Below are 22,729 nucleotides of genomic sequence, written 5' to 3'. Positions count from 1 at the left end.
CGTCTTTTTTATTATCTAAAATCAGAAGGTTACATAGAATCCTAAATCGGTAAGTCTGAAGACATATTATAAACCGGCATTGAGTTCTATCAAAAAACAATAAGTCCATCTCCGAATTAGCTTATATATTATAAAGCTAACTTTCCCTGTTAGAATGAAAAGAATTCCTTTCCAGTCAGATACTATCCTTCAAACATATATTTGTTTTTTTGGGATAAAGCCGTGGCTTTGGCAATAAATTTTTACTCAAGCTAGACGAATTAAGTTTTACATTTATGTCACTGAACAATCACAGTCCCGCTCTTTAGTATATTAACTAATACCATGAGAGCATTTCTTATAAACAAATATTCGTAATTCGTTGCAATCATTAGTATTTATTACTTAATTAACATGGATGAATAATGAGCAAAATTGACTTTTCAAACTTAATTAATACTCAACGGAAGCGCGGAACACCAAGCCAAAACTTACAAGGTGCATTAGAAAGTGACAGGGGTAGAATAATTAACTCAGCTGCTGTTCGCCGATTGCAACAAAAGACTCAAGTATTTCCATTAGAAAGAAATGCCGCTGTAAGAAGTCGGCTTACCCATTCTCTCGAAGTCCAACAAGTAGGTAGGCATATTGTTCAGCAAATTGAATATCGTCTAGGAAAATCTCCTTATGATATCGACGGTGACACGAGAGACTGGTTCCGAGCAATTGAGAGCATTGTTGAAATGTCCTGCCTAATGCACGACATTGGAAATCCCCCCTTTGGCCATTTTGGAGAAAAGGCAATTTCGGATTGGTTTAAAAAGAATTTAAAAGAAATTTTTCCCAAGAAAATGGGGCTGGAAGAGCCTTTATTACATTTTAATGCTGAAACTGACTTAGCGCATTTTGAAGGGAACGCACAAGGGATAAGAATCGTCACTTCATTGCTCAATTTAAATTTAACATACAGCCAACTAGCATCATTAACCAAATATACGCGTCCAGCGTATTTGGATGAAAGTAAAATTCCAGAAACTAAATCCTATCTTATGAAAAAGCCTGGATTTTATCTTTCCGAAAAAGACCAAGTTCAAGAAATGTACAGAGCCCTGAAAATGGTTCCAGAAACTCGTCATTTCACTAGTTATATAATGGAAGCAGCAGATGATATTTCCTATTGCTTTGCCGATATTGAGGATTCAGTTGAAAAAAATATTCTCTCCGTAGGAGAACTATTGGAGCTTTTGCCGAAAGCTTATGAAAGTATGGAACAAAATGTCGATGAAGAAACCCTGGAAATTTTTGGAAAAACAATAAGCTTCAAAAAGCTGCTTAATGATGCTTCTGACGCATACACTCGAGAGCCTGTCGACAAAAACCACCAGTTTTTTATTTCCTTAAGGGTTCAATTGCAGCACATTTTAGTGGGCCATGCAGCTAGAAGATTTGTAGAAAACATAGAAGCCATTCTTGCAGGCACATTTAACGAGCCACTATTAGAGGATAACAGCGCACCTCATTATGTATCTAAAGCCTTCAAAAAAGTTGCTAGGGAAAATGTTTTCAGTCACCAAGAAGTTGAAATGCAAGAACTTCGCGGATACCGTATAATTAATGGACTCCTTAATTATTACCTTCCGATACTATCAATTTCAAAAGAAGAGTTTATTGGTCTTGTAAATGGAGATGTCGACTATCAAAAGAAACTCCCATTTGAGCAACGATTAATTAATAAACTTCCAAATAAACATGTTAGGGCATATAAAACCGCCTTAGAAAACCCAATAGAAGAAGCGAAAAACTCTCCAGTGACTTGGGAAAAATACTGCCGGTGTAGGTTAATTCAAGATTTCGTAAGTGGTATGACAGATCAATTCGCATACGATGAATTCAAAGCTCTACATGTTCAGGACTAAATAAAGCAATAGATGTCATTGAGTTAATTCAGTGCAAGTTTGAAATTTATCCTCGACAAAGTAGTATCATAAAGGAAGAAGTTATTATTGGAGTCAGTGAGTTTGTAGTAGTTGAAGAACCTGACTCCTTCCCTCTTTTCGCAAAACAAGTACGATTGAAGACTTGATTCAAAGTATATAGAAATAATATTAAACGCGGGCAACCATAAAGAGTACAACAGCGTATGATTAAATATCCTATTCACTACTAGCTCTATTCTCACACTTTCTAATCTTAAATAAACCGTTGCACAGCTCGCCTTAGCATTCTTTCGCCTTGCAGCACAACGTACATCACTACACTTGTGGTAATCACAATAAGCACATCTTCCCATGACGGCGACGCAGTGCCGAAAATTGTTTGAAACACGGGTGTATAGCAAATTGCAGACTGGGCAACAATCACCAATACCACGGCTATCCAGATGGCTTTATTGGGCGGCATCTTATGAAAAGTAAAGGCGCGGCTATGTGCGTGTCGTATAAAGAACAAATACGCTATTTCTAACCCAACAAGCATGTTCATTGCTTGCGTGCGCGCTAACTCTACGGAAGATCCTTGTGAAATTACGAAATGGTACACACTGAACACAGCCAGAAAAAAAAGCAGCCCCACAAGGGTTATCTGCCACATTAGTTCAGGCTGTATGAAAGGCTGGTTTCGCGGTCGCGGGCATTGCTTCATAATATCTTTATCAGGCGGCTCAAAGGCCAAAGCAATGCCAAGAGAAATGGCTGTAATCATGTTTATCCATAATATTTGCACGGGTGTGATTGGATATGACATGCCTGCCATTAATGCCACAATGATGGTGAGCGCTTCACCAGCATTCGTTGGTAGTGTCCAGCTCACCACTTTCTTTATGTTGCTATAAACCGTTCTCCCCTGTTCTACTGCAGCAACTATTGAGGCAAAATTGTCGTCTGCTAATACCACATCGGCAGCGTCTTTTGCGGCTTCGCAGCCTTTAAGCCCCATGGCAACACCTGCATCAGCGCGCTTCAAAGACGGCGCATCATTTACACCATCGCCTGTCATTATGACGACTAAACCTAATGCCTGTAATGCCATCACCAGTCGTAGTTTGTGTTGTGGAGCAGTTCTGGCAAATATATCGGTATGTTTCACACACGCTTGTAACGCGTCGTCATCCAAAGCATCTATTTGCTCACCGGTAAGTACAGTGTCAACATTCATCAGTCCCAATTGACGGCCTATAGCCTGCGCTGTAATTGCGTGATCACCGGTGATCATCTTGACTTGAATGTTTGCGCTTTGACATTGATTAATCGCTTCTTTCACACCGCTACGAGGCGGGTCCATCAGCCCCACTAAGCCCAGTAAACAAAGCTGACCTTTTACATCGCCCGCTTCAATTGTTGGCTGATGAACAGGCATATCCCGCGTGGCAATTGCCAACACTCTTAGTCCCTCTGCCGCCATACTTTCAGCTTTTTCAGACCAATACTGGCTGTTGATGGGCACATTGTGCTCGCCTACTCTTTCGGTATTGCAAAACGCTATCAGTTTTTCAGGTGCACCTTTAACAAAAAGGCGGGCGTCTTCACCTGCATTAACGTTAAGGGTTGCCATATACTGGTTAGTTGCATCAAATGGCACCACACCTGTACGTTCCCATTGTTGTCGTGTGGCGGAGTATTTATCACCTAGAATTTTGGACGAAAAACTCAACAGTGCCGCTTCCATGGGGTCGCCATGATGCGACCAAACACCTTTGTTTTCGAATATCTCTGCATCGTTGCACAAATTGCACACAAGGGCTAAGTCGTTTAACTGCGCTAATGTGTTTTGTGATGATGCGTTGTCGCAGTGCACTTCGCCATACGGCTGATACCCTTCACCTGTTACTTCATATACATTGCCCGCCGTTTGCACTCGCCTGACCAGCATTTCATTGCGTGTTAATGTACCTGTTTTATCAGAACATATGACTGATACTGCGCCTAGGGTTTCTATGGCAGGTAACACGCGAATAACCGCATTGCGTTTAGCCATGGCTTGAACCCCAACGGCTAATGTAATAGTGAGTACAGCGGGTAAACCTTCTGGGATAGCGGCAACAGATAAGCCAACTACAGCCATAAACACATCGACAAAAGGGCTATCAAGCAAATAATGACCGATAAACAGTAACGCAACAGCCAATGAAAGTATTAAAACTGTTATCCACTTCGCAAGGACATTCATTTTAAGGATTAGGGGCGTAGTCAGCTTTTCGATATTTGACAGTAAGCCGCCTATTTTACCAATTTCGGTAGAAACGCCTGTGGCAACCACAATACCTAAGCCCTGCCCGCTTGTGACCGTGGTGCCACTGAACGCCATGCAGGTTCTATCTACAATTGAAGCGTCCCTATCCAGCTCAGCAATATTTTTGGCAACGGGAACTGATTCGCCCGTGAGAATACTTTCTTGAATATGCAAACTATGGGATTTGATTAGACGTAGATCAGCCGGTACCTTGTCGCCAGGCTCTAAAATAACAATATCACCCGGTACGAGAAACTCGCCTTTCACACTCAATCGCTTGTGATTACGTATGACAGACGCTTGTATTGCTAGCAGATGACGTATTGATGCTAGCGCCTTTTCTGCTTTACCTTCTTGAACAATGCCAATAATCGCGTTAATGATCACCACAGAAGCGATAACAATGGCATCCAGCCAATGTTGTAATATGGCCGTCAGTAAGGCGGCAAAAATAAGCACCATAACCAATAAGTTTTTAAACTGGTTAACAAAACGAATAAGTAGACTAGCAGGAGGAGACTCCTTTATGGCGTTCTGTCCAAATTTGGCAAGTCGACGCTGTACTTCTTCCTCAGTTAAGCCATCTACCGATGTGTCCAAAGTGTTAAGCACTTCAGAAACGGTCTTTGCGTACCAACTCGCCTCGCCCTCTATACTCACTTTTGACTCCAATTCTTTTCCAAGATGGTATGTAGCATTGATTAACAGCAACCTTTAATCACTTTATTGACTAACAATCCTAACGCGCAAAAATTTGCTGTAAGAACATGTGCGTAAACTGCACCTGACCTATATATCCAGTAGATTCACTTTTAGTGTTCAGCAACAACCAGGCAGGCATGCACAGTGAATATACGCCTGAAAAATTGCACTATTACTATTTAAACGGGATCTTGGTGAGATAGTAAACTATTGTCGATTGTCTTTTTGTCACAAGTTTGCGTTAAATCAATCTTGGGCTGACTTTAAAAAGTAGTACAAGTCGACTACCGTTTCGTTGAGGGTAATGTGATTTTATGCATTGTTTTTGTGGGCAATGTTGTTATCGCTATTGATATTGCAATGTGATGGAGTCGGTATTGCTATCACACCTTTTAGTGCACTTAGCGCCTCAACGCGGTCAATACAAAAATTTATTTAGTTGGAAATAATTTCTCGCGATATGCTCTAAACCCAACCCCCGTCCACCGCTTGAATGCTTTGGCAAAAGCACTTTCATCGTTATATCCCAGATATTGCGCTAAACTTGCCTGGGTTACTTCAGGCTTTTGTATTTGATTCAGAGCGTGTTGCTTGCGAATGGTCTGCGCCATTGTGTGGTAGTTAGTATCCGTCTCTTGTAGCCTACGCAGTAAGGTTCTTTCGCTCACTGCAAAGCTGGCGGCAATTTGGCTACGGGTTAGCCATGGTTGGTTGATGAGTAACGCCTCGACTTTTTCTGAAAAAGAATGGTGAGTCAGTTGATTAAGTTGCTGATTTGCCAGCTCTAACATTTGCGCTTGAATAGCGGGGTTTACTTCTCGTTGTTTAAAGTGCCAGTCAGCATCGTCGTACACAATGGCATTTTGAGTCTGATTAAAGCTCACCTTCGCTTCGCCAAACACCTGGCTATACAATTCCTTTGGCGCTTGTTGTTCGTGTTTAAAATATACCGCAACGGGCGTGATATTTTTGCCTGCTACCCACCGGGCTCCCGTCGCAATACCCGCCATAATGGCCTCTATGCGCACATCGACTGCGGCAGTAAACATAGGTTCGTAGCGTACACTCCACCCGTGCTTATCACGGGATTTGTCAAACACCCCGCCTTCACCTATTAGCGGCGAGTACTGAATAAGGCTGTCTACTGCCACACTTAACGAAGGGCTACTTAACAGTAAAAAGCCCATAGTGTCGAAGTTTTGCGGCAACATGGCTAAGCCAATGTGCAAACCTATGCCCTTGTCGCCATGGCGTTCCACTTCAAGCCACAGTTTATCTTGCAACAATAAAGGTAAACGCTCTTCACCTTTATGTTGTTGAATACTGGCTAACAACTTGTCTTCTATCGGAATAGCCAATTGTGCTAATTGGTTAAGTATTGCCTGAGTAAAGCTTTGCGTAACACTGGCCGTCATAATCTACGAATTTTCCCACCTAATGTAGGCATAGCATACTGAAGCTGTCCCAAATTAACTAGTTATTTGTCCTGTGTGAGCAAGGAAACCTTGTCAACATCCTGTTAACCTTATTAACAGGTAGTAAATAGAGACAACGATCATGGATCCTTATGTGGTTATTGGAGCCGGGCCGATGGGCCTGTGTACAGTACGTCGGTTAGCAGAAAAAGGTATTAATGTGTTGGGTTTGGAAGCCCACAGCGATGTGGGTGGATTATGGGACATCGACAGCCCCACCAGCACTATGTACGACTCAGCACACCTTATTTCGTCTAAACGCATGACTGAATTTGACGACTTTCCCATGAGCGATGATGTGGCCACCTATCCACGGCATGATCAGCTCAAACACTATTTTCAGTCTTATGCCACCCACTTCGATTTATATCGTCATTACCAGTTTAATTGCTGGGTAGAATCAGTAGAGCCCCACAACGGACAATGGCGGATCAGCTATCGCAAAAATGATCAACAACATCAGATTATCGCTGCAGGCGTACTGCTTGCCAACGGCACATTACACCACCCCAATGTCATCGACTTTCAAGGCAATTTTAACGGTGAGCAGATGCACAGTGCACAATATAAAAGTGCTGAAATCTTTGCAGATAAGCGGGTGCTCATTGTGGGATGTGGCAACAGTGGGTGTGATATCGCCGTCGATGCGGTTCATCGGGCTAAGCACGTCGACATGGTGGTACGCCGTGGCTATTACTTTTTACCTAAGTTTGTCGCCGGCATCCCCACTGACACCTTAGGTGGCAAAATTCGCTTACCCAATTGGTTAAAACAACGTGTAGATGGCACATTGGTGCGCTTAATTTCGGGTAAGCCCAGTCATTTTGGCCTGCCCGATCCCGATTACAAAATGTATGAATCACACCCTGTAGTAAACTCGCTATTTTTACATCATATCGGGCATGGCGACATTACAGTACGCCCTAACATCGAGCGTTTAACCGACAATGGCGCGTGTTTTAGTGACGGTAGTCAAGCAGAATACGACCTCATTTTACAGGCCACCGGCTATAAATTGCATTACCCCTTTATTGATAAACAGCACCTCAACTGGGTAGGCGATGCGCCACAACTCTATTTAAACGTATTTAACCCCCTACACCCTAATTTATATGTGATGGGTATGGTAGAAGCAGCGGGGCTGGGCTGGCAAGGGCGTGACGAACAAGCCAAGCTGGTCGCCAACGTCATTCATTTGCAACTGCATCAACAACAAGCTGCAGATGCATTTTTTGATAAAGTGAAGGCGCAAGCCAGCCAGCGGATAGACGGAGGCATGCAGTACTTACCGTTAGAGCGTATGGCTTACTACGTGCACAAAGCCGACTATTTGGCTGCGCTGTCCAGTGAAATGCAACAGTTGGGACAGGGAGCCTAAATGTCGTCAACTAGCCTTTTTGTTTTAAATGCGGTGCTAGCCATGATGATGTTTGGTATAGCGTTAAGCCTGACGCCTGAGGACTTTCGCCGAATTGCAAGACAGCCCCTTGGCCCGGTTGTTGGAATGATTGCGCAGTTTGTTTTGTTACCTGCTTTGACATGCCTGCTTACCTGGCTCGTTCCAATGCCAAGTGAAATAGCGCTGGGTTTACTCCTTGTGAGTTGCTGTCCGGGGGGAAGTTTTTCCAATTTAATGACCTACTTGTCCAATGGCAATACGGCGATGTCAGTAAGTATGACAGGGGTGGCAAGCTTGCTTGCCTGTGTCCTCACCCCGCTTAACTTCATGTTTTACGCTGCCCTTAATCCACGCACACATAGCCTGTTGAACAGCATCTCAGTGTCTACCGCTGACATGTTAACCGTAATTGCCTTTGTGTTGGCCATACCGCTGGCGCTCGGTTTAACCTGTGCCCGCATCTGGCCTTTATTTGCAAGAAAAAGTGAGCCCTTCTTTCGCTTTGTGTCTTTATTCACCTTGTTTGGGTTTGTAGCCATTGCGCTTTTCATGAACTGGGACAAGTTTATTGCGGGAGCCAGTCTCTTTTTGCTAGCCGTAGTGGTTCACAATGCCCTCGCGCTCGCCATCGGATGGGGCGCTGCCCGAGCGCTGCAATTGCCCCATGCCGATACCCGCGCTATCACCTTAGAAGTCGGCTTGCAAAACTCCGGTTTGGGTCTGGGGATCATATTTACCTTTTTTGCCAACCTAGAAGCAATGGCGGTTATTGCCGCCGCCTGGGGTATCTGGCATCTCATATCTGGCTTAAGTTTGAGTACCTATTGGCAATTAAAAGATCGCAGAACCGCCCGTCAACACACCTCTAAAAAGCAGTACTTTTATGGATCTTAATATTTTAATTACCGGTAGCGAAGGCTATATCGGTCAGCGCCTGATTAACGCTTTAGCTGATAACTACAAGATAGTTGGTGTGGATATTCGTCCACCCTCAAAACAGCTCTACCCGTATTATGAAATAGACATTCGGGACGCACAGTTAAGTGACATAATAGCTAAGCACAACATTACCCATGTGGTTCATTTGGCCAGTGTCATGCAAGCCAGTGACGATCGAGCTCGTGACTATGATATTGATGTAAATGGCACAGCTAATGTACTTAATTGTTGCATAAATAATCAGGTCAAACATATTACAGTGACGAGTAGTGGCGCAGCCTACGGTTATCATGCCGACAATCCTGACTGGCTGAATGAACAAGATCCCCTTCGCGGTAACGACCACTTCGCCTATAGTCAGCACAAGCGTTTAATTGAAGAAATGTTGGCTGAATACCGGGTCACTCACCCTGCGTTACACCAGTTAGTGCTGCGTCCGGGTACCGTGTTGGGCAAGCATACCAATAATCAAATCACCCATTTGTTTACGAAATCAAAATTGCTCGGTATTAAAGGCTCACCCTCGCCTTTCGTCTTTATATGGGATGAAGATGTGGTGAACATTATCACTAAAGGCGTTACAGAAAGCCTTACCGGGCAATTTAATTTAGCGGGCGATGGCGCAATGACCATGGCCGAAATTGCGCACGTGCTCAATAAACCCCTTGTGCAAGTGCCTGCTGCAGTCGTTGCGGGAATACTTAAAATTGGCCACGCCCTTGGCCTTACCCAATACAGTGCCGAACAAGTTGATTTTCTGCGCTATCGCCCGGTATTGGATAATCGCGCACTCAAAACGGTTTTTGGTTATGTGCCTCAAAAAACTTCCCAAGAAGTGTTTGATTTTTATGTGGCGCACAATAGCCACGTAAGGAATGATAGATAATGGAAAGTACCTCATCAAGACCCTGGGCACTGATAACCGGTGCGGCATCAGGGTTGGGTTTAGACCTCGCTAAACAAATGGCAGCCCACTACCAACTGGTGTTGGTAGACGTACAAAATGAAGCGCTTACGCGCGTGGCAACGTCCCTTGAATGTCAGCACTATTTTGTGTGCGATTTAGCTGTACCGGGTGAAATTGATACCTTGGTACAGTCAATTGCTCAACGCCAAATCACCTTAAAGGTACTCATCAATAATGCTGGGATTACCCATCGTTCACTGGCATCACATACCCAGCTGTCTGTTATCGAAAAGGTAATGCGGGTCAATTACTTTGCCCCTGTTCAGCTAACCCAGGCACTCACACCTTTATTAAGTCACCATGCGTGTGTTGTGAATATTAGCTCTATGGCAGGATGGATGCCTGTACTGGGGCGTGCTGGCTACTGCGCCTCTAAATCCGCCTTACACCAATACTTTGAAACCCTGCGGGCCGAATGGCAAGGCAGTGGGAAGCATATCCTAATGGTATACCCCAGTTTTCTAGATACCCCCATCGAGCATAACGCTTTAAATGGGCTGGGCAATAAAGCCACGCATAAGCGAACAATGGTCGGCGCAATGGGCAACAGTAAAGATATGGCATCACAAATCATTTCAGCAATGAATAAAGGCCAGCAGCGCCTACTGCCAGACGGGTTCACCCGGGTTTCCGCGTTATTGTATCGCCTTATGCCCAGAGTATACTTACACCTCATGCGCCGCCGATTAGTGCGTGAATTGGATGCACCACAATGAGCTTTATAATCGTCGCCATCGGGGTATTTATTGCGTTTACTGTCGAAGCCATGACAGGGTTTGGAAGCATTGTCATTGCCTTATCACTTGGGGCCTTGGTTATGGATATCACTCAATTGATGCAATGGTTGGTACCGCTTAACATAATGATGACCGGCCCGCTGGTTTTCCGTCATCGCCAGCATATCGATTACGACTTGTTGTTTAAGCAAATTTTACCCTTGATGGGACTTGGCACATTAGTAGGGGTGCTTGTCACGGACTACATACCCGCTGATTACAGCAAAGCGCTTTTCGCACTGATCATCTGTTGGTTTGCTATTCGATCGCTTGCCCAACTGCACGCACCAGCCCATGGCCACCTCGCCCGTCGTGCGTTAATTTTCTCTGCCGGTATTACTCATGGTTTATTTGCATCAGGCGGCCCGCTACTGGTGTATGCCTGTGCAAGAACACCCATGACCAAAGAACGCTTTCGCGCAACCTTGCTAAGTGTATGGTTTACCCTAAATACGTCACTTTGTGTGTGGTTTTTATTGTTCGAAGGCTTGGCCTCGCAGGTCAAATCTATTATGTGGCTAATACCCTGTGTTATAGCGGGGGCAGTGATAGGTAATGCCCTGCACAACAAGGTCAGTCAGACGTTTTTTTCTCGTTTGGTGTTTGCGCTGTTATTACTCGTCGGCGTTTTACTGCTGGTAAAAACATGTAGTCAATTTTTACTTTGAACAACCATTTGAGTCTTTGATCACCATCCAAGAGCGAGTGGTTAAAAACTGGCAGATACATGTAGTTTTATTGGATTATCTCAGATTATTGTTTTACCGGTAAGTGACCTAGTATTGCTGCACATACCAATCCAACTATCAAGGTAATCACCACACTGGTAAAAGTCCCCAACAAAACGTATTCCGTCAGTTTTCTGTCCTGGTGCTTGGTCAAATCGCCAAATCTGAAAATTGACTTGGCTGCAATGAGAAACCCGATAGCGGCGAACTGGTTTAATAATACAAACGTCAGCATTAACACCCTTTCCAAGTAGCCGATACGCTGACCCGCTAATGCGAGCGTTTGCTGGGTTTCCAGATTAATTGAAGGTGTATCGTTGGGATGAGCCGTTTTCTCATCACCGCCTCCTACATCAGCACTCCAAGGTGAAAGTAATTGCTTGATCAGAAAAGCGCTGGGCCTAAGTATTACTAAATAGGCCAGTAATACCGCCAAGTGCTGTGTTGTAAAACTGGCGCTTATTCGAGCTAAGTAATTCCACTGCCCAGTGAGGTACAAAAACACACTGAGTAAAATCAGTAAATGTAATAACTGGTCTATCACGAACGCGCTAGTATTCTGTTTACAATAAGACTTTATTACGTCTATTTTGAAATGGGATACCGCTACAATTACCGCCGTTATTAAAATTGTGGTGACGGAAAGATTCTGGCCTAACACGAGTAAAGTAATGGCAATTAGAACCCCGTGTACTAGCGCGTGTAAGTATAGATGCAAAGCTAATGCGTGACGTTCGTTTCTACTTTTTACCCAGGCATATGGCTGCAAATAAAAATCGCCCAATGTATGAGCGAGCAGCAAACCCATCAGTAACACAGGCTGTTCTATTGTAGTTATGATGTGAGGAATGGCGTTACCGCTAAGCATTATTTTTCCCTTTTAACTATTACTCGTCCTTGCTATCGGTGAGTTTACCACTATCGCATCCCTTGCCATTATTAATAGCCGTTGTGATTGCTTCTTCCATATAAGACAGGTATTCAACAACTAGCTTATATTGGCTGGCATTTAAAATGCGACTTACGTTGCTTCTACTTTTACCTAAACGATCAGCAACACTATCGTGGCTCTTATCTTCTGACAATAGATAGGCCAGCAGTGTTTCTGATTGTATCTGAGTCAGTCCCGTCAAATGTACATCCAGAAACCGAGTCAGTAGTTGTGTCTGTTGGTTCAAGATGAGATTGTCACTTTGAAAAGCGATGTGTTGTGGTTTGATACTATCTAATCCACGACCGGACATCACAAACGCCGTCCCACTGCCCGTTCTAACCTCTTCTGTCCTAAACACAGCTTCGCCTAACGCAACACTAATGCGAACGTCAGTAGAGGGAGAATGTGCTTTAAGCGCTAAGCGCAGCCCTACTGCGATATTCATGGCGTTGTTGGGCTGTGATGTCACCAGCTGAAAGGCGTCACCTCGGTATATATCATAACTGCCGTTGTATAGGTTTGCGTTATTCTGTAATTGTTTTTTTAATGTTGCTACTACTGCACTAAATGCGGTATTGGAAAGTGACTGCGACTGGGCGATATCTCCGGTCATCACGGCAGCGTGTTTGATAACAATAGAGTGACTTTCTGATTCAGGTGTAGATACCGGCAGTTCTGACATAGCGCTTAGCCCTTTTATTTGTCACGCAGGCTGACTGCCGTTTCGTGAAGGATAGTACAACTATACACTACCGAGGAAATAAACCAAAAACAATCACAACTTCAAATGTGATTATTTTTAATCACAACCAATTTTGTGATTAAAAGCGATGCCTTAAATGATTGTAGATGCGCAAGGTCGCTGAAAATTAAAACTCGGCACAGTTCCTTCCGTTTTGTTTTGCCCGATAGAGCGCTTTATCTGCGCTATCAACAAGACGAGTCGCACTAACTGGGTCACCTGAGCGATCCCCATCGCCAGAAGGCACATTATTGAGACAAACCATTCCAATACTGACAGTCAGCTTTTGTTGAAACGGAGAAGCCCGGTGATAGATTGCAAGTGATTCCACACTGCCCAATATTCTTTGGGCGATACTTTCAAGTGCGTCACAGGAAGTATTGGGTAAAATAATCGCAAACTCCTCACCACCATAGCGCGCTACGAGGTCATCGTTTCCCAAACAAGTTAATACCAGAGTATCCGCTAGCTTTTTTAACACATTGTCACCGGCCACATGGCCATGGGAGTCGTTGTAAAGCTTAAAATAGTCTACGTCTATTAGCATTAAGCTAATGGGCTGTTCAAACTCTCGGCAACGAACTAAATCAGCCGCCAACGTTGAATCAAACAATCGCCTGTTAGCAATACCTGTAAGTCCATCAATGTTCGCAAGTCGTTCAAGTTGCTTGTTCGCGCTTAGCAATTCAATGTGCATCTTTTGCAATGACTTACGGTTATAGAGGTTCTGTAACGTATTACCCAACATTTCACCAATACGGGTGAGGTACTCGACATCGTGGGGCTTCCACGAGTAGGGGTGACCAATAATATCGCAGCCTATAAAGCCATACCGTTTTCCACCCGCCATAATGCGTACACACAGCATGGAAAATATACGTTGTCCTTGAAAAAGCACTCGTTCAGACGCGGCTACGTCAGGAATGGACGCCACGTTGTCCACTTTAAAAATGCCGTTGGAAATATGGCTCATAAAAAACGGCATATTCTGAGTCGGCAAATTTTGAAGCTCATCGATAAAAGGAGGTACCTCTGGCGCTACCCACTCATGGGTATTAGACATATAGGTCTCGTCGTCACTGAATTCAAAGAGATAACACCTATCGACATTACAGAATTCACCAAACGCCGCCAAACTTTGGTCAATGATATCGTCTAGTTCATGTACATCGGCATTTATCAGCTTAGAAGAAAATTGGGAAAGAAGCTGATTAAAGGTAATGTGTTTATTAACGTGAGCATCTGTAGAGTTTATTTCGGCTTTCTGATGGCTATCAGTATTAACCAGTAACACTAGCCAGGTACCTTCAGGTGTAGCAATTTTCTTGCTCTGAACAAAACAACTAAGTGTGTAATGGTCAATTTCAATGCCGAACCAATCAGTGACCTTCTCTCCCTTTCTACACAATTCAAAAGGAGACTGATTGGTGGCTAACTTTACCTTAAAGTCAATTGTTGAAAATGACACGGCAAGAGGTTTCTCTGCCAAATTGCCTGGCAAGCTGAATAACTCAACAAAACCTTCGCTGGCATATACCGATTCTTCACCTACCTTTTTAAACAAAATACTTGCAGGCATTTGATATAAAATGGAAAGAAGATCTTCGGTATTCAACTGACTTCTCTTATATATTTTTCTCTTTAACTGTAGCAGCACAACAAACACAATAAAATGAATCTTTCTACTACACACCTATTAGCGCTGTAAAACGCACTAATCTAAAACTCGACATCAGCGTATCTAATAATACTTACAAAGCGTTCACTTGAAGACTTGGTTGCCCATTGGCAAAGAGTCCAAGGTAAACACAGGACAAAGTTAGCAACGCGTGACCTATATTTTAACTAAAAGGCAGCAACATGGATCAATCTGTCAGTAACTTATTAGGGAATATTTCTAAAGATGGGGAGGAAGATGTCACGTTGGGTGATATTGTTTCTCGTTTTGAAGATAGAGGGTTTGGCCCCCTACTACTTGTACCATCACTTATCGCATTGTTACCTACTGGGGCGATACCGGGTGTGCCAACACTATGTGGTATCACTTTGTTTCTTATCTGTATTCAGGTAGCTTTAGGTAAACACAGTCCTTGGTTACCTAAAAAACTTACCGACAAAACAATTAGTACTAACAAATTAGACAGTGCGGTAGAAAAAGCAGAGCCCTTTGTAAAGAAAACTGAAAAGCTACTTAAGCCTCGAATCATTTCTCTTTCTCAGGCTCCAGCAAAACATATCATAGCGGCATATTGCGCAGTGGCTGCATTGTGTATGATACCGCTAGAAGCCCTTCCCTTTGCAGTCGCATTACCCGCATTGGCCTTGTCAATTACCGCCTTGGGTATGACCAACCGAGATGGGCTTTTTATATGTTTTGGATTGTTTCTGCAAATGGGCACGGGCTATCTAGTGTTTAAAACCTTAGGGATGGTTTAGTCACGATTGCACGGCCTCAACACTTACAGATTACGACTTTGCGTTGACAGCGCTGGCGTAGAGCAACTGCCATTCACATTCACTCACAGGCATAATAGACAATCGACTCCCTTTTTTGACAACACCCAATTCTGTAATGTCTGGCATCGATTTGATCACCGATAAGGGTAAAACTTTCGAAAACTTTCCTTCAAACTTGACATCCACCCTAAACCATCGGGGATTATCAGGGTGTGACTTAGGATCGAAATATTTCGACTCAGGATCGAATTGCGTGGTATCTGGATAACCGGCTTTCACTACCTTGGCTACACCCGCTATTCCTACCTCTTTACAACTGGAGTGATAAATAAACACCTTGTCATCCAGTTTAATGTCATCACGTAAAAAATTGCGCGCCTGGTAATTTCTCACCCCATCCCACGGTTCAGTTTGCCCAGGACGACTCGCTAAATCGTCAATTGAAAATGCATCGGGTTCGGTTTTAAATAACCAATAAGCCATAGTCGCCTCATTATTATTGCCATTTAAAATGATTAGTAGAATGCCAGCTATTTACCGCTGGCAAGGGACTAACCCTTCAAGCAAAATTGGTAAAAATTAACGCTGAGTATACAAACAGGCGGAATTTAATGACAGTGCTATACCGTCGCTTAGTCAAGACTGCTATAATGTACCTCGCCTACGTTGATCTCGCTTAACCGCCATTCAACAAATTTCTGATATATCTAGATGTGATTACTATGCAAGCCACCATAAAGGCCGACCGCGGTCTGTTTTCTTACCCCAAATATTGGCCACACTGCTTGGGCACAGCCCCATTTTTACCTATGTCAAAGGAAGAAATGGATGCGCTGGGCTGGGACAGCTGTGACGTGATATTGGTTACTGGTGATGCCTATGTTGATCACCCTAGTTTTGGTATGGCGGTCATTGGCCGAGTATTAGAAGCCCATGGCTTTCGCGTTGGAATTATCTCTCAACCTGACTGGACCAACAAAAACGACTTTATGAAGTTGGGTAAACCCAACCTCTATTTCGGTGTTACCGCGGGCAACATGGATTCGATGATCAACCGCTATACCTCTGATAAAAAACTTCGTCATGACGACGCGTATACTCCAGGGAACGTAGGTGGCAAGCGTCCGGATCGCGCTGTTACTGTCTATTCTCAGCGTTGTCGCGAAGCGTTTAAAGGTGTGCCGGTTATTATTGGTGGTATAGAAGCCAGTTTGCGTCGTATTGCACACTACGATTATTGGAGCGAGAAAGTACGTCGCTCGGTGCTGTTTGACGCTAAAGCAGACATGCTGTTTTTTGGCAACGCTGAACGGCCGTTGGTTGAAGTCACCCACCGCCTGGCCGCAGGAGAAAGTATCGCCGACCTACGGGATATTCGCGGTACTGCTATTATTGTCAAAGAAGCGTTACCCGAATGGCAAGGCGTTGACTCTACCTCGCTGGACAGACCGGGAAAAATCGATCCCATCTCAAGCCCCTATCAAATGGAGCCAGAGTGCGATTCTCAAGATAAAAATAGCCAAAGCAGTGAAGCGCCTGAAGCTACGCCTATCGTTATTCAGCCCGCGCAAAAAGACAAGGAAAAACGCAAGCCTTGGGAAAACGTCTACGTTAAGCTACCTGCGTTTGAAACGGTTAAAGACAACAAGGTACTCTACGCCCATACATCGCGAATATTGCATCAGGAAACTAACCCTGGCTGTGCCAGAGCATTAATGCAGCGTCATGGTGACAGACATATTTGGATAAACCCACCCGCCATGCCGCTGGAAACGGAAGAAATGGATGCCGTGTTTGACTTACCGTATCAACGGGTACCTCATCCAGCGTACGGCGATGCGAAAATACCCGCTTACGACATGATCCGTTTTAGTATTAACATCATGCGTGGCTGCTACGGCGGTTGTACCTTTTGTTCAATAACCGAACACGAAGGTAGAATTATTCAAAGCCGTTCTGAAGACTCGATTATTCGAGAAATAGAGCAAATTCGCGATACCGTTCCCGGATTCACCGGCGTTATTTCGGATCTGGGTGGGCCCACTGCCAATATGTATCGCTTGCGCTGTAAAAGTCCAAAAGCCGAGGCCACCTGTCGCCGTCCATCCTGTGTTTATCCCAGCATTTGTGCACACATGGATACCGATCACAAACCCACCATCGATTTGTATCGTCGTGCACGTAACCTGCCCGGTATTAAAAAGATCCTGATTGCGTCGGGCGTGCGCTATGACCTGGCCGTTGAAGATCCGGACTATGTTAAAGAATTAGCATTACATCATGTTGGCGGTTATCTAAAAATTGCACCTGAACATACCGAAGACGGCCCACTTTCTAAAATGATGAAGCCCGGTATGGGTAGTTATTATCGTTTTAAAGAGCTGTTTGACAAATACTCGCAAGAAGCAGGTAAAAAGCAGTATCTCATTCCGTATTTTATCGCGTCTCACCCAGGCACCACTGACGAAGATATGCTGAGTCTTGCTATTTGGCTTAAGGAGAACAAGTTCAAACTTGATCAGGTACAGAACTTTTATCCATCGCCGATGGCGACAGCCACCACTATGTACCACACCGAAGTTAATTCGCTTCGCAAAGTGACCAAAGACAGTGAGGAAGTCCCCTCAGCGAAAGGCGAAATTCACCGCCGTTTGCACAAAGCGATGCTTCGCTATCACGATCCTAAAAACTTTGCGCAAATAAGAGATGCCTTGGTACGTATGGGACGAGAAGACTTAATTGGCCGAGGACCACAACATTTGGTGCCGCCAGAAACCGCCGATGAGAAACGTCAGAAAGCGAAGAAAGGTCGCCATGGAGAGCGTGCGTTAACTAAGCATACTGGGCTTCCCCCGTCTTTTCAGCGACAAGGCAAACGCAAAAGTGGTAATAGCAGTAATCGGTCTACGCCTCGTGCGAGCGAACAGGGTAATGCTAAGGGGCAAAAAAACAGAGCTCAAAGTAAACCCAGCGCGCATAAGCGATAAGTAAGGGTGTCGAACGCAATCCTCGCTGACCTATATTAGTAATGGGGTTTGCTGACCTGTGTTTGCAAATCAAAGAATAAGGCGCGGGTAACGTGAGTTACCCGCGCCTTACATAAGTGTTGAGTCAACCTCACAACATCGTGTCGTCAACGGCTTTTACACAGTTTATATCAGTCAAAAGGCGCATTTCACCAGAGCGGTCGTTTCTCAACAGGCATTGCTCACCATGCTTAAGCATTGTAAAACTAAAAGCAGGATTATTGTGCCGCCCTTCTAGTGGTAAATGCCGCTCGTCGACTAGCGCTTTGCGCTCAATAGTGATTTGAGACGCTTCGATAAACGCTTTGTCACTTAACGTAATCTTCAGCCCACCAAACCAATCGCCAATTATCCCTTCAAGCTGTGCCTTGTGCGCATTGTCTAAGGCAACCAAATGCGCTTGTACCGGTTCACTTTTTGAAGGCTCACTTGTTGGTGTAGCAGCGCATCCCGTGAGCGTTAAAAAAGCGGAGGAAATCAATGCGAACACTGTTTTTCGCCTATTCATTATTGGCGTTCCTCAAATACTGGCTGATTAATTTTATTGTGTAAAATAAACGTTTCTTTCTTAGTATTAGGGGTGACTATAGAGAGCAGGCCTTCACTCGTATGAGCTGCAGTCCCCTTCATAGCCGCAACATTTGATGACGTTTGTGCCACTGGGCAAGCCCCCGTTGCAGAATAATGCAGCGCCGCAGCTAACATACCTTCTTCAGGGCTGCCAAGCGCTACACTAAAGTCATCATTGACAATACAACCGGGTAGCTGAAAGTCGTAGACAGGTGATGTGGTAGGCATGAAACCGTCTGCATAGTCCCCAAAGCCCTTATTATTAACACCTTGGAATTGAATAGAGAAATACGTTTCACCACAGTTGTCAGTCGGATAGAAACCATAGGGCTTCCCACAAGTGGTCGTGCCAATTTGCACAACTTCCACATCTACCCCTCTCAGTGCATTCATTACCGCTTCACTAGCTGAACAGGTCGCCCCCGTAGTGATTACATATACACGACTGAGCGATAAGCTGGGTAGTAATGTATCGGTGAGATACCCGGCATTATAATCAATTTCTCGACTATAAAACGGTGTGGGGCGTACTTCAGACCCTGTAATGGGGTTGGTGTTAGGGGTTTTGTCATTAAAACGCGTGGTTTCAAATATGGCGTTATTAGTCTGATTGGGGCCGGCCACCATATAGGATAATTGTGAGGCCATTGCCAGCAAGCCTCCCCCATTGTAGCGAAGGTCAATGACCAGTTCGGTGACATTGTTGTCTACAAACTCGTCAAACGCATTAATTAAACCGTCTTGTGCTGTTCGTATAAACGTATTGAACTGAAAATAGCCAGTCTTACCATATTCAGTGTCTAGTATTTTGACGTTTTGAACCGGTGCAACGTCTATATCGCCAGAGGTTAACGTAGTTGTGACTGTTGTACCGTCTATTAATTCAAATTCAAAATCAACAGTCGTGCCACTCTCTGAGGGGAACAGGCTTGCATTAATAATGTCTACCCCAGCTTGCGTATTGTTATTCACAAAGTCTATCCCATTAATGGTACGTAATTTCGCGCCACGAGGGATCTCTGCCAACGCCGCCGGAGAATCTGGTTCGGTAAATCTCACCGTTAATTGTCTGGGGGGATACGTTTGGCCGAATTCCCACTCGAACCCGTAGCCCGAAGACACGCCTGACTGAGCCAATTCATTGTATTGTTGAGTTGGGCTAGAAAAGTGAAAATTGTCTTTCGGGGTACCGCTGGTGGTAAGTGCAGTCGTTTTTAATTGGTCAAAATAGCCCAACACCGAATATAAACTGGGGTCATTATCTGGCACTTCGTCATACCAAAGGTAAGTGTCATTTGTCCATGTGCGAAGCCAGAGCTTCTCGTCCATCGCCGTACCTTGTGTATCTGGGTATGCAGTGCCAGTAAAAGGGTCGGTACCTGAACGGGGTGTCTCGCACTTAGCCACATAGTTTGACTGTTCTTCATATACCCCTGGCTCCCAGGCCTGCTCTGGTGTGGTCGGTGTGGTTGGCGTTGTCCCCGTGCCAGGCGTAACCGTCGTACCACCACTACTTCCACCACAGCCAGTGAGAAGCGAAACGGTAACTGCGAGTGCTAAAGAAGAATATTTGCACGTTTTTATCATAATTTATGTCCTTATAGAAAAATGCCAACTTTGCTGTTGCGCTACTGCTGATAAAATTGAATTCACAGCGAGTTTGATATTGCCATACCACTTAAATGGCCGCCACTTATCACACATTAAAATTGTTGCAAAATATGAGTGATAAAAAAGGCCCGCTACAATAGCGGGCCCCACAATATTGCTTTTACACACATTTAAATTTAAGCGTTAACTTGTTGAGACTCCACCATTGTGCTGTCGCTTTGCGGTAAACCGCGCTTTGCTCTTTTAAGTAGAACACTGGCACGATAGAGGCTCCAGACTACATACGCGGCCATAGGTACATTAAGCTGTAATGACGCCACTGTTAGGCTTGCCTCGCCATGGAAAGCCGCATATACCACCAACAATATAAGTACACTAAAGCCCGATATGGCCAGCCAAACGGGTTTAGTTAATGATTTGACTGTCAATGTGAGTACGGTATTCGTTGCCATTAACACCCAAAATACAGCGATTAACGAGCCCGCAAAGAACATATCTGCTACGGCAGTTAGCGCTAAAGCACTCACGCTTCCCCAAACCACGCTATACCACAATCGACTAGCTAGCGGCGGATGGGCCTTTTTCGATAGCCATATCTCCATTCCAGAGACGCACAACATAGTCAACATTACACCCAGAATAAAATACAACCATTTACTGGTGAGGCCCGCAAAATCACCAAAGTGAAGGCGATACATTGCCCAAACCAGCTGCTTGCCCCATTCACCATGTTCATAACCGGCAACACCTAAATAATTACCAGCAGTATCAAAACGATACCCTTCTGCATAAATCATGCGATTAGGTGCTTTGGCGTAAATTTCAATAAACTGCTCTGGCTCTCCCACCTCGTGTACAGTGAGGAATATGGGTGATTTTTCAGGAGCCAGTGTTGCCATCTGGCCAAATGCTTTACCAATAGCAGGGGCACCTTCCTGAGGCGCGAGCACCGGATCAGGCGTAAAAATTTGATTTATCACAGCATCGCGGTCGCCGTCGTAATTCAAAGACGCGACAATCACTAAAATAATGCCCGCCAAGCCAAAGTAGGCACCGGTAATACCAATTAATAAATGAAATGGCGCCGCCCACAGACCAAAACGGTTATGAAGATCTATTTGTGCCTGTTGACCATTTCCACCCCGTCGCAATTTGAACGCATCTTTTGCTATGCGTTTATGGGCGATAATACCGGTAACCACTAAGGTACATATAATAGCGCCCAGCGCACTAACCAGGATCATTCCCCAGCTCTGCGGTAAATTGAGAAAAATATGCAAATCTACCAACATTTGTGTGAAGGAAACACTTTCCTGCTCTAATAGATTCCCCTCTGTATCAGCGAAAAATGCAGCGTGATCGTTCTCAACAACCAAACGAGGAATATCAGAGGTAGGAAACACAACATAAAGGTGGTGAGATTCTTCTGTCTGTTGAGCTAGAAAGGTACTCATGGCCTTTTCGATGGCATCTGGCGTGACATTGTCCATTTCCTGAATATGCGGCTGTTCCCAACGCTCAAACTCAAGATGAAAAACGGCAATAGTACCTGACAGACACACGAGAAAAAGCAGTACGCTGAGAAATACGCCCACCCAATTATGTGCATTTAACGCGTTTTGTTTTGTAACTTTATCCATTTAATTTGACCTACCTACAGCGGCATTAATAACAGTAAGGGCACACACAGCGCGGCTAACAATACGTACACACCTAACACTTTTAGTTTGTGCGTCGTCACCAGGTAATGGTAAACAATTAACCCCCATAACACGGGCAATAACACCGTACCAGTTGCCAGTTGACCGGCAATAGAAAAAGGTAGGACTGTACAAATGCCAAGGGTCAACAAAACGCTTACTACCAACAACAATACCAGCACAACGAAGTAATTTGCTAAGTGACTGACTACCGATTTACGTGAAAAGTCAAATGCTCTTGGCTGCGGAATATTTTTAGGCATGGGTAAGTGAGTTTGGTTTAACGCAATTAATGGCCATACCAATATTGCCGGAAGGCATAGCGCATATAACACACCAAACTCCCACCCCTGAGCGTATGACCAACAAATGGCAGACACGAGCCAAACGACTATTCCAGCATAAAGATAAGCTGACGCCTGAGAGCGCCAGCTTTTATAAACGGTGGCCAAAGCTGCAAGCGTTAAACCACTTGCTGCAACTGTAAGCATAATTTT

General features: G+C 44.5%; 18 protein-coding genes. 8 read left to right on the top strand and 10 right to left on the bottom strand.

The features are described from left to right. The first annotated feature begins 404 nt into the window (after positions 1 to 404). Positions 405 to 1,895: a dGTPase gene (dgt, locus tag ACMCM8_RS06615; RefSeq protein WP_412726683.1), complete on the top strand. Its 1,491-nt coding sequence runs from the start codon at positions 405 to 407 to the stop codon at positions 1,893 to 1,895. A gap of 274 nt (positions 1,896 to 2,169) precedes the next feature. Here dgt and ACMCM8_RS06610 read toward each other — a convergent pair whose 3' ends face one another. After that, positions 2,170 to 4,866 (bottom strand): cation-translocating P-type ATPase, encoded by a 2,697-nt coding sequence (locus ACMCM8_RS06610; RefSeq protein ID WP_412726681.1) that lies wholly within the window; start codon positions 4,864 to 4,866, stop codon positions 2,170 to 2,172. 473 nt (positions 4,867 to 5,339) lie between these two features. Next, positions 5,340 to 6,323, bottom strand: coding sequence for an AraC family transcriptional regulator (locus ACMCM8_RS06605; protein WP_412726679.1), 984 nt, complete (start codon positions 6,321 to 6,323; stop codon positions 5,340 to 5,342). Positions 6,324 to 6,477: 154 nt separating this feature from the next. On the opposite strand from ACMCM8_RS06605, the gene ACMCM8_RS06600 reads away from it, so the two are divergent. The 5 genes from ACMCM8_RS06600 to ACMCM8_RS06580 are packed head-to-tail and all read left to right on the top strand — an operon-like array spanning position 6,478 to position 11,132. Beyond that, complete coding sequence (locus tag ACMCM8_RS06600; RefSeq protein ID WP_412726677.1) at positions 6,478 to 7,761, top strand: flavin-containing monooxygenase; 1,284 nt, start codon at positions 6,478 to 6,480, stop codon at positions 7,759 to 7,761. Continuing rightward, on the top strand, positions 7,762 to 8,676 hold the full coding sequence (locus tag ACMCM8_RS06595; RefSeq protein ID WP_412726675.1) for a bile acid:sodium symporter family protein: 915 nt from the start codon (positions 7,762 to 7,764) through the stop codon (positions 8,674 to 8,676). Beyond that, a complete protein-coding gene (locus tag ACMCM8_RS06590) occupies positions 8,666 to 9,607 on the top strand; it encodes an SDR family oxidoreductase (RefSeq protein WP_412726673.1) in 942 nt (313 codons plus the stop codon). Before ACMCM8_RS06595 ends, ACMCM8_RS06590 begins: the two co-directional genes overlap by 11 nt. Next, positions 9,607 to 10,404 (top strand): SDR family NAD(P)-dependent oxidoreductase, encoded by a 798-nt coding sequence (locus ACMCM8_RS06585; protein WP_412726671.1) that lies wholly within the window; start codon positions 9,607 to 9,609, stop codon positions 10,402 to 10,404. Before ACMCM8_RS06590 ends, ACMCM8_RS06585 begins: the two co-directional genes overlap by 1 nt. Next, positions 10,401 to 11,132, top strand: a complete 732-nt coding sequence (locus ACMCM8_RS06580) for a TSUP family transporter (protein ID WP_412726669.1) — start codon at positions 10,401 to 10,403, stop codon at positions 11,130 to 11,132. Before ACMCM8_RS06585 ends, ACMCM8_RS06580 begins: the two co-directional genes overlap by 4 nt. A gap of 85 nt (positions 11,133 to 11,217) precedes the next feature. Here the strand turns inward: ACMCM8_RS06580 and ACMCM8_RS06575 are convergent, their stop codons facing one another. From ACMCM8_RS06575 to ACMCM8_RS06565, 3 genes are all read right to left on the bottom strand, one after another. Then, entirely contained in the window at positions 11,218 to 12,060 is an 843-nt protein-coding gene (locus tag ACMCM8_RS06575; protein ID WP_412726667.1) for a DUF3307 domain-containing protein, read from the bottom strand. 19 nt (positions 12,061 to 12,079) lie between these two features. Continuing rightward, positions 12,080 to 12,808: a hypothetical protein gene (locus ACMCM8_RS06570; RefSeq protein ID WP_412726665.1), complete on the bottom strand. Its 729-nt coding sequence runs from the start codon at positions 12,806 to 12,808 to the stop codon at positions 12,080 to 12,082. Between the two features lie 187 nt (positions 12,809 to 12,995). Next, entirely contained in the window at positions 12,996 to 14,483 is a 1,488-nt protein-coding gene (locus ACMCM8_RS06565) for a sensor domain-containing diguanylate cyclase (protein ID WP_412726663.1), read from the bottom strand. A gap of 245 nt (positions 14,484 to 14,728) precedes the next feature. Between ACMCM8_RS06565 and ACMCM8_RS06560 the strand changes: the two genes are divergently transcribed. Then, on the top strand, positions 14,729 to 15,304 hold the full coding sequence (locus tag ACMCM8_RS06560; RefSeq protein ID WP_412726661.1) for an exopolysaccharide biosynthesis protein: 576 nt from the start codon (positions 14,729 to 14,731) through the stop codon (positions 15,302 to 15,304). Between the two features lie 30 nt (positions 15,305 to 15,334). On the opposite strand, the gene ACMCM8_RS06555 is transcribed toward ACMCM8_RS06560, so the two are convergent. Continuing rightward, positions 15,335 to 15,808: an EVE domain-containing protein gene (locus tag ACMCM8_RS06555; RefSeq protein ID WP_412726659.1), complete on the bottom strand. Its 474-nt coding sequence runs from the start codon at positions 15,806 to 15,808 to the stop codon at positions 15,335 to 15,337. Positions 15,809 to 16,047: 239 nt separating this feature from the next. Between ACMCM8_RS06555 and ACMCM8_RS06550 the strand changes: the two genes are divergently transcribed. Then, complete coding sequence (locus tag ACMCM8_RS06550) at positions 16,048 to 18,312, top strand: YgiQ family radical SAM protein (protein WP_412726657.1); 2,265 nt, start codon at positions 16,048 to 16,050, stop codon at positions 18,310 to 18,312. A 130-nt stretch (positions 18,313 to 18,442) separates the two neighbouring features. Here the strand turns inward: ACMCM8_RS06550 and ACMCM8_RS06545 are convergent, their stop codons facing one another. The 4 genes from ACMCM8_RS06545 to ACMCM8_RS06530 form a co-directional block, all read right to left on the bottom strand. Continuing rightward, the gene (locus ACMCM8_RS06545) at positions 18,443 to 18,859 is read right to left on the bottom strand and encodes a hypothetical protein (protein ID WP_412726655.1); all 417 of its coding nucleotides are present in this window, start codon (positions 18,857 to 18,859) and stop codon (positions 18,443 to 18,445) included. After that, the gene (locus ACMCM8_RS06540; protein ID WP_412727634.1) at positions 18,859 to 20,505 is read right to left on the bottom strand and encodes a S41 family peptidase; all 1,647 of its coding nucleotides are present in this window, start codon (positions 20,503 to 20,505) and stop codon (positions 18,859 to 18,861) included. Before ACMCM8_RS06540 ends, ACMCM8_RS06545 begins: the two co-directional genes overlap by 1 nt. Positions 20,506 to 20,708: 203 nt before the next feature. After that, the gene (locus tag ACMCM8_RS06535; protein WP_412726653.1) at positions 20,709 to 22,172 is read right to left on the bottom strand and encodes a PepSY-associated TM helix domain-containing protein; all 1,464 of its coding nucleotides are present in this window, start codon (positions 22,170 to 22,172) and stop codon (positions 20,709 to 20,711) included. Positions 22,173 to 22,186: 14 nt separating this feature from the next. Continuing rightward, positions 22,187 to 22,723: a hypothetical protein gene (locus ACMCM8_RS06530; protein ID WP_412726651.1), complete on the bottom strand. Its 537-nt coding sequence runs from the start codon at positions 22,721 to 22,723 to the stop codon at positions 22,187 to 22,189. Positions 22,724 to 22,729: the final 6 nt, after the last annotated feature.

The sequence above is a fragment of the Alteromonas sp. D210916BOD_24 genome, from assembly GCF_047159385.1.
Lineage (GTDB): Bacteria > Pseudomonadota > Gammaproteobacteria > Enterobacterales > Alteromonadaceae > Alteromonas.
This window is presented reverse-complemented; position numbering and strand designations above follow the sequence as displayed.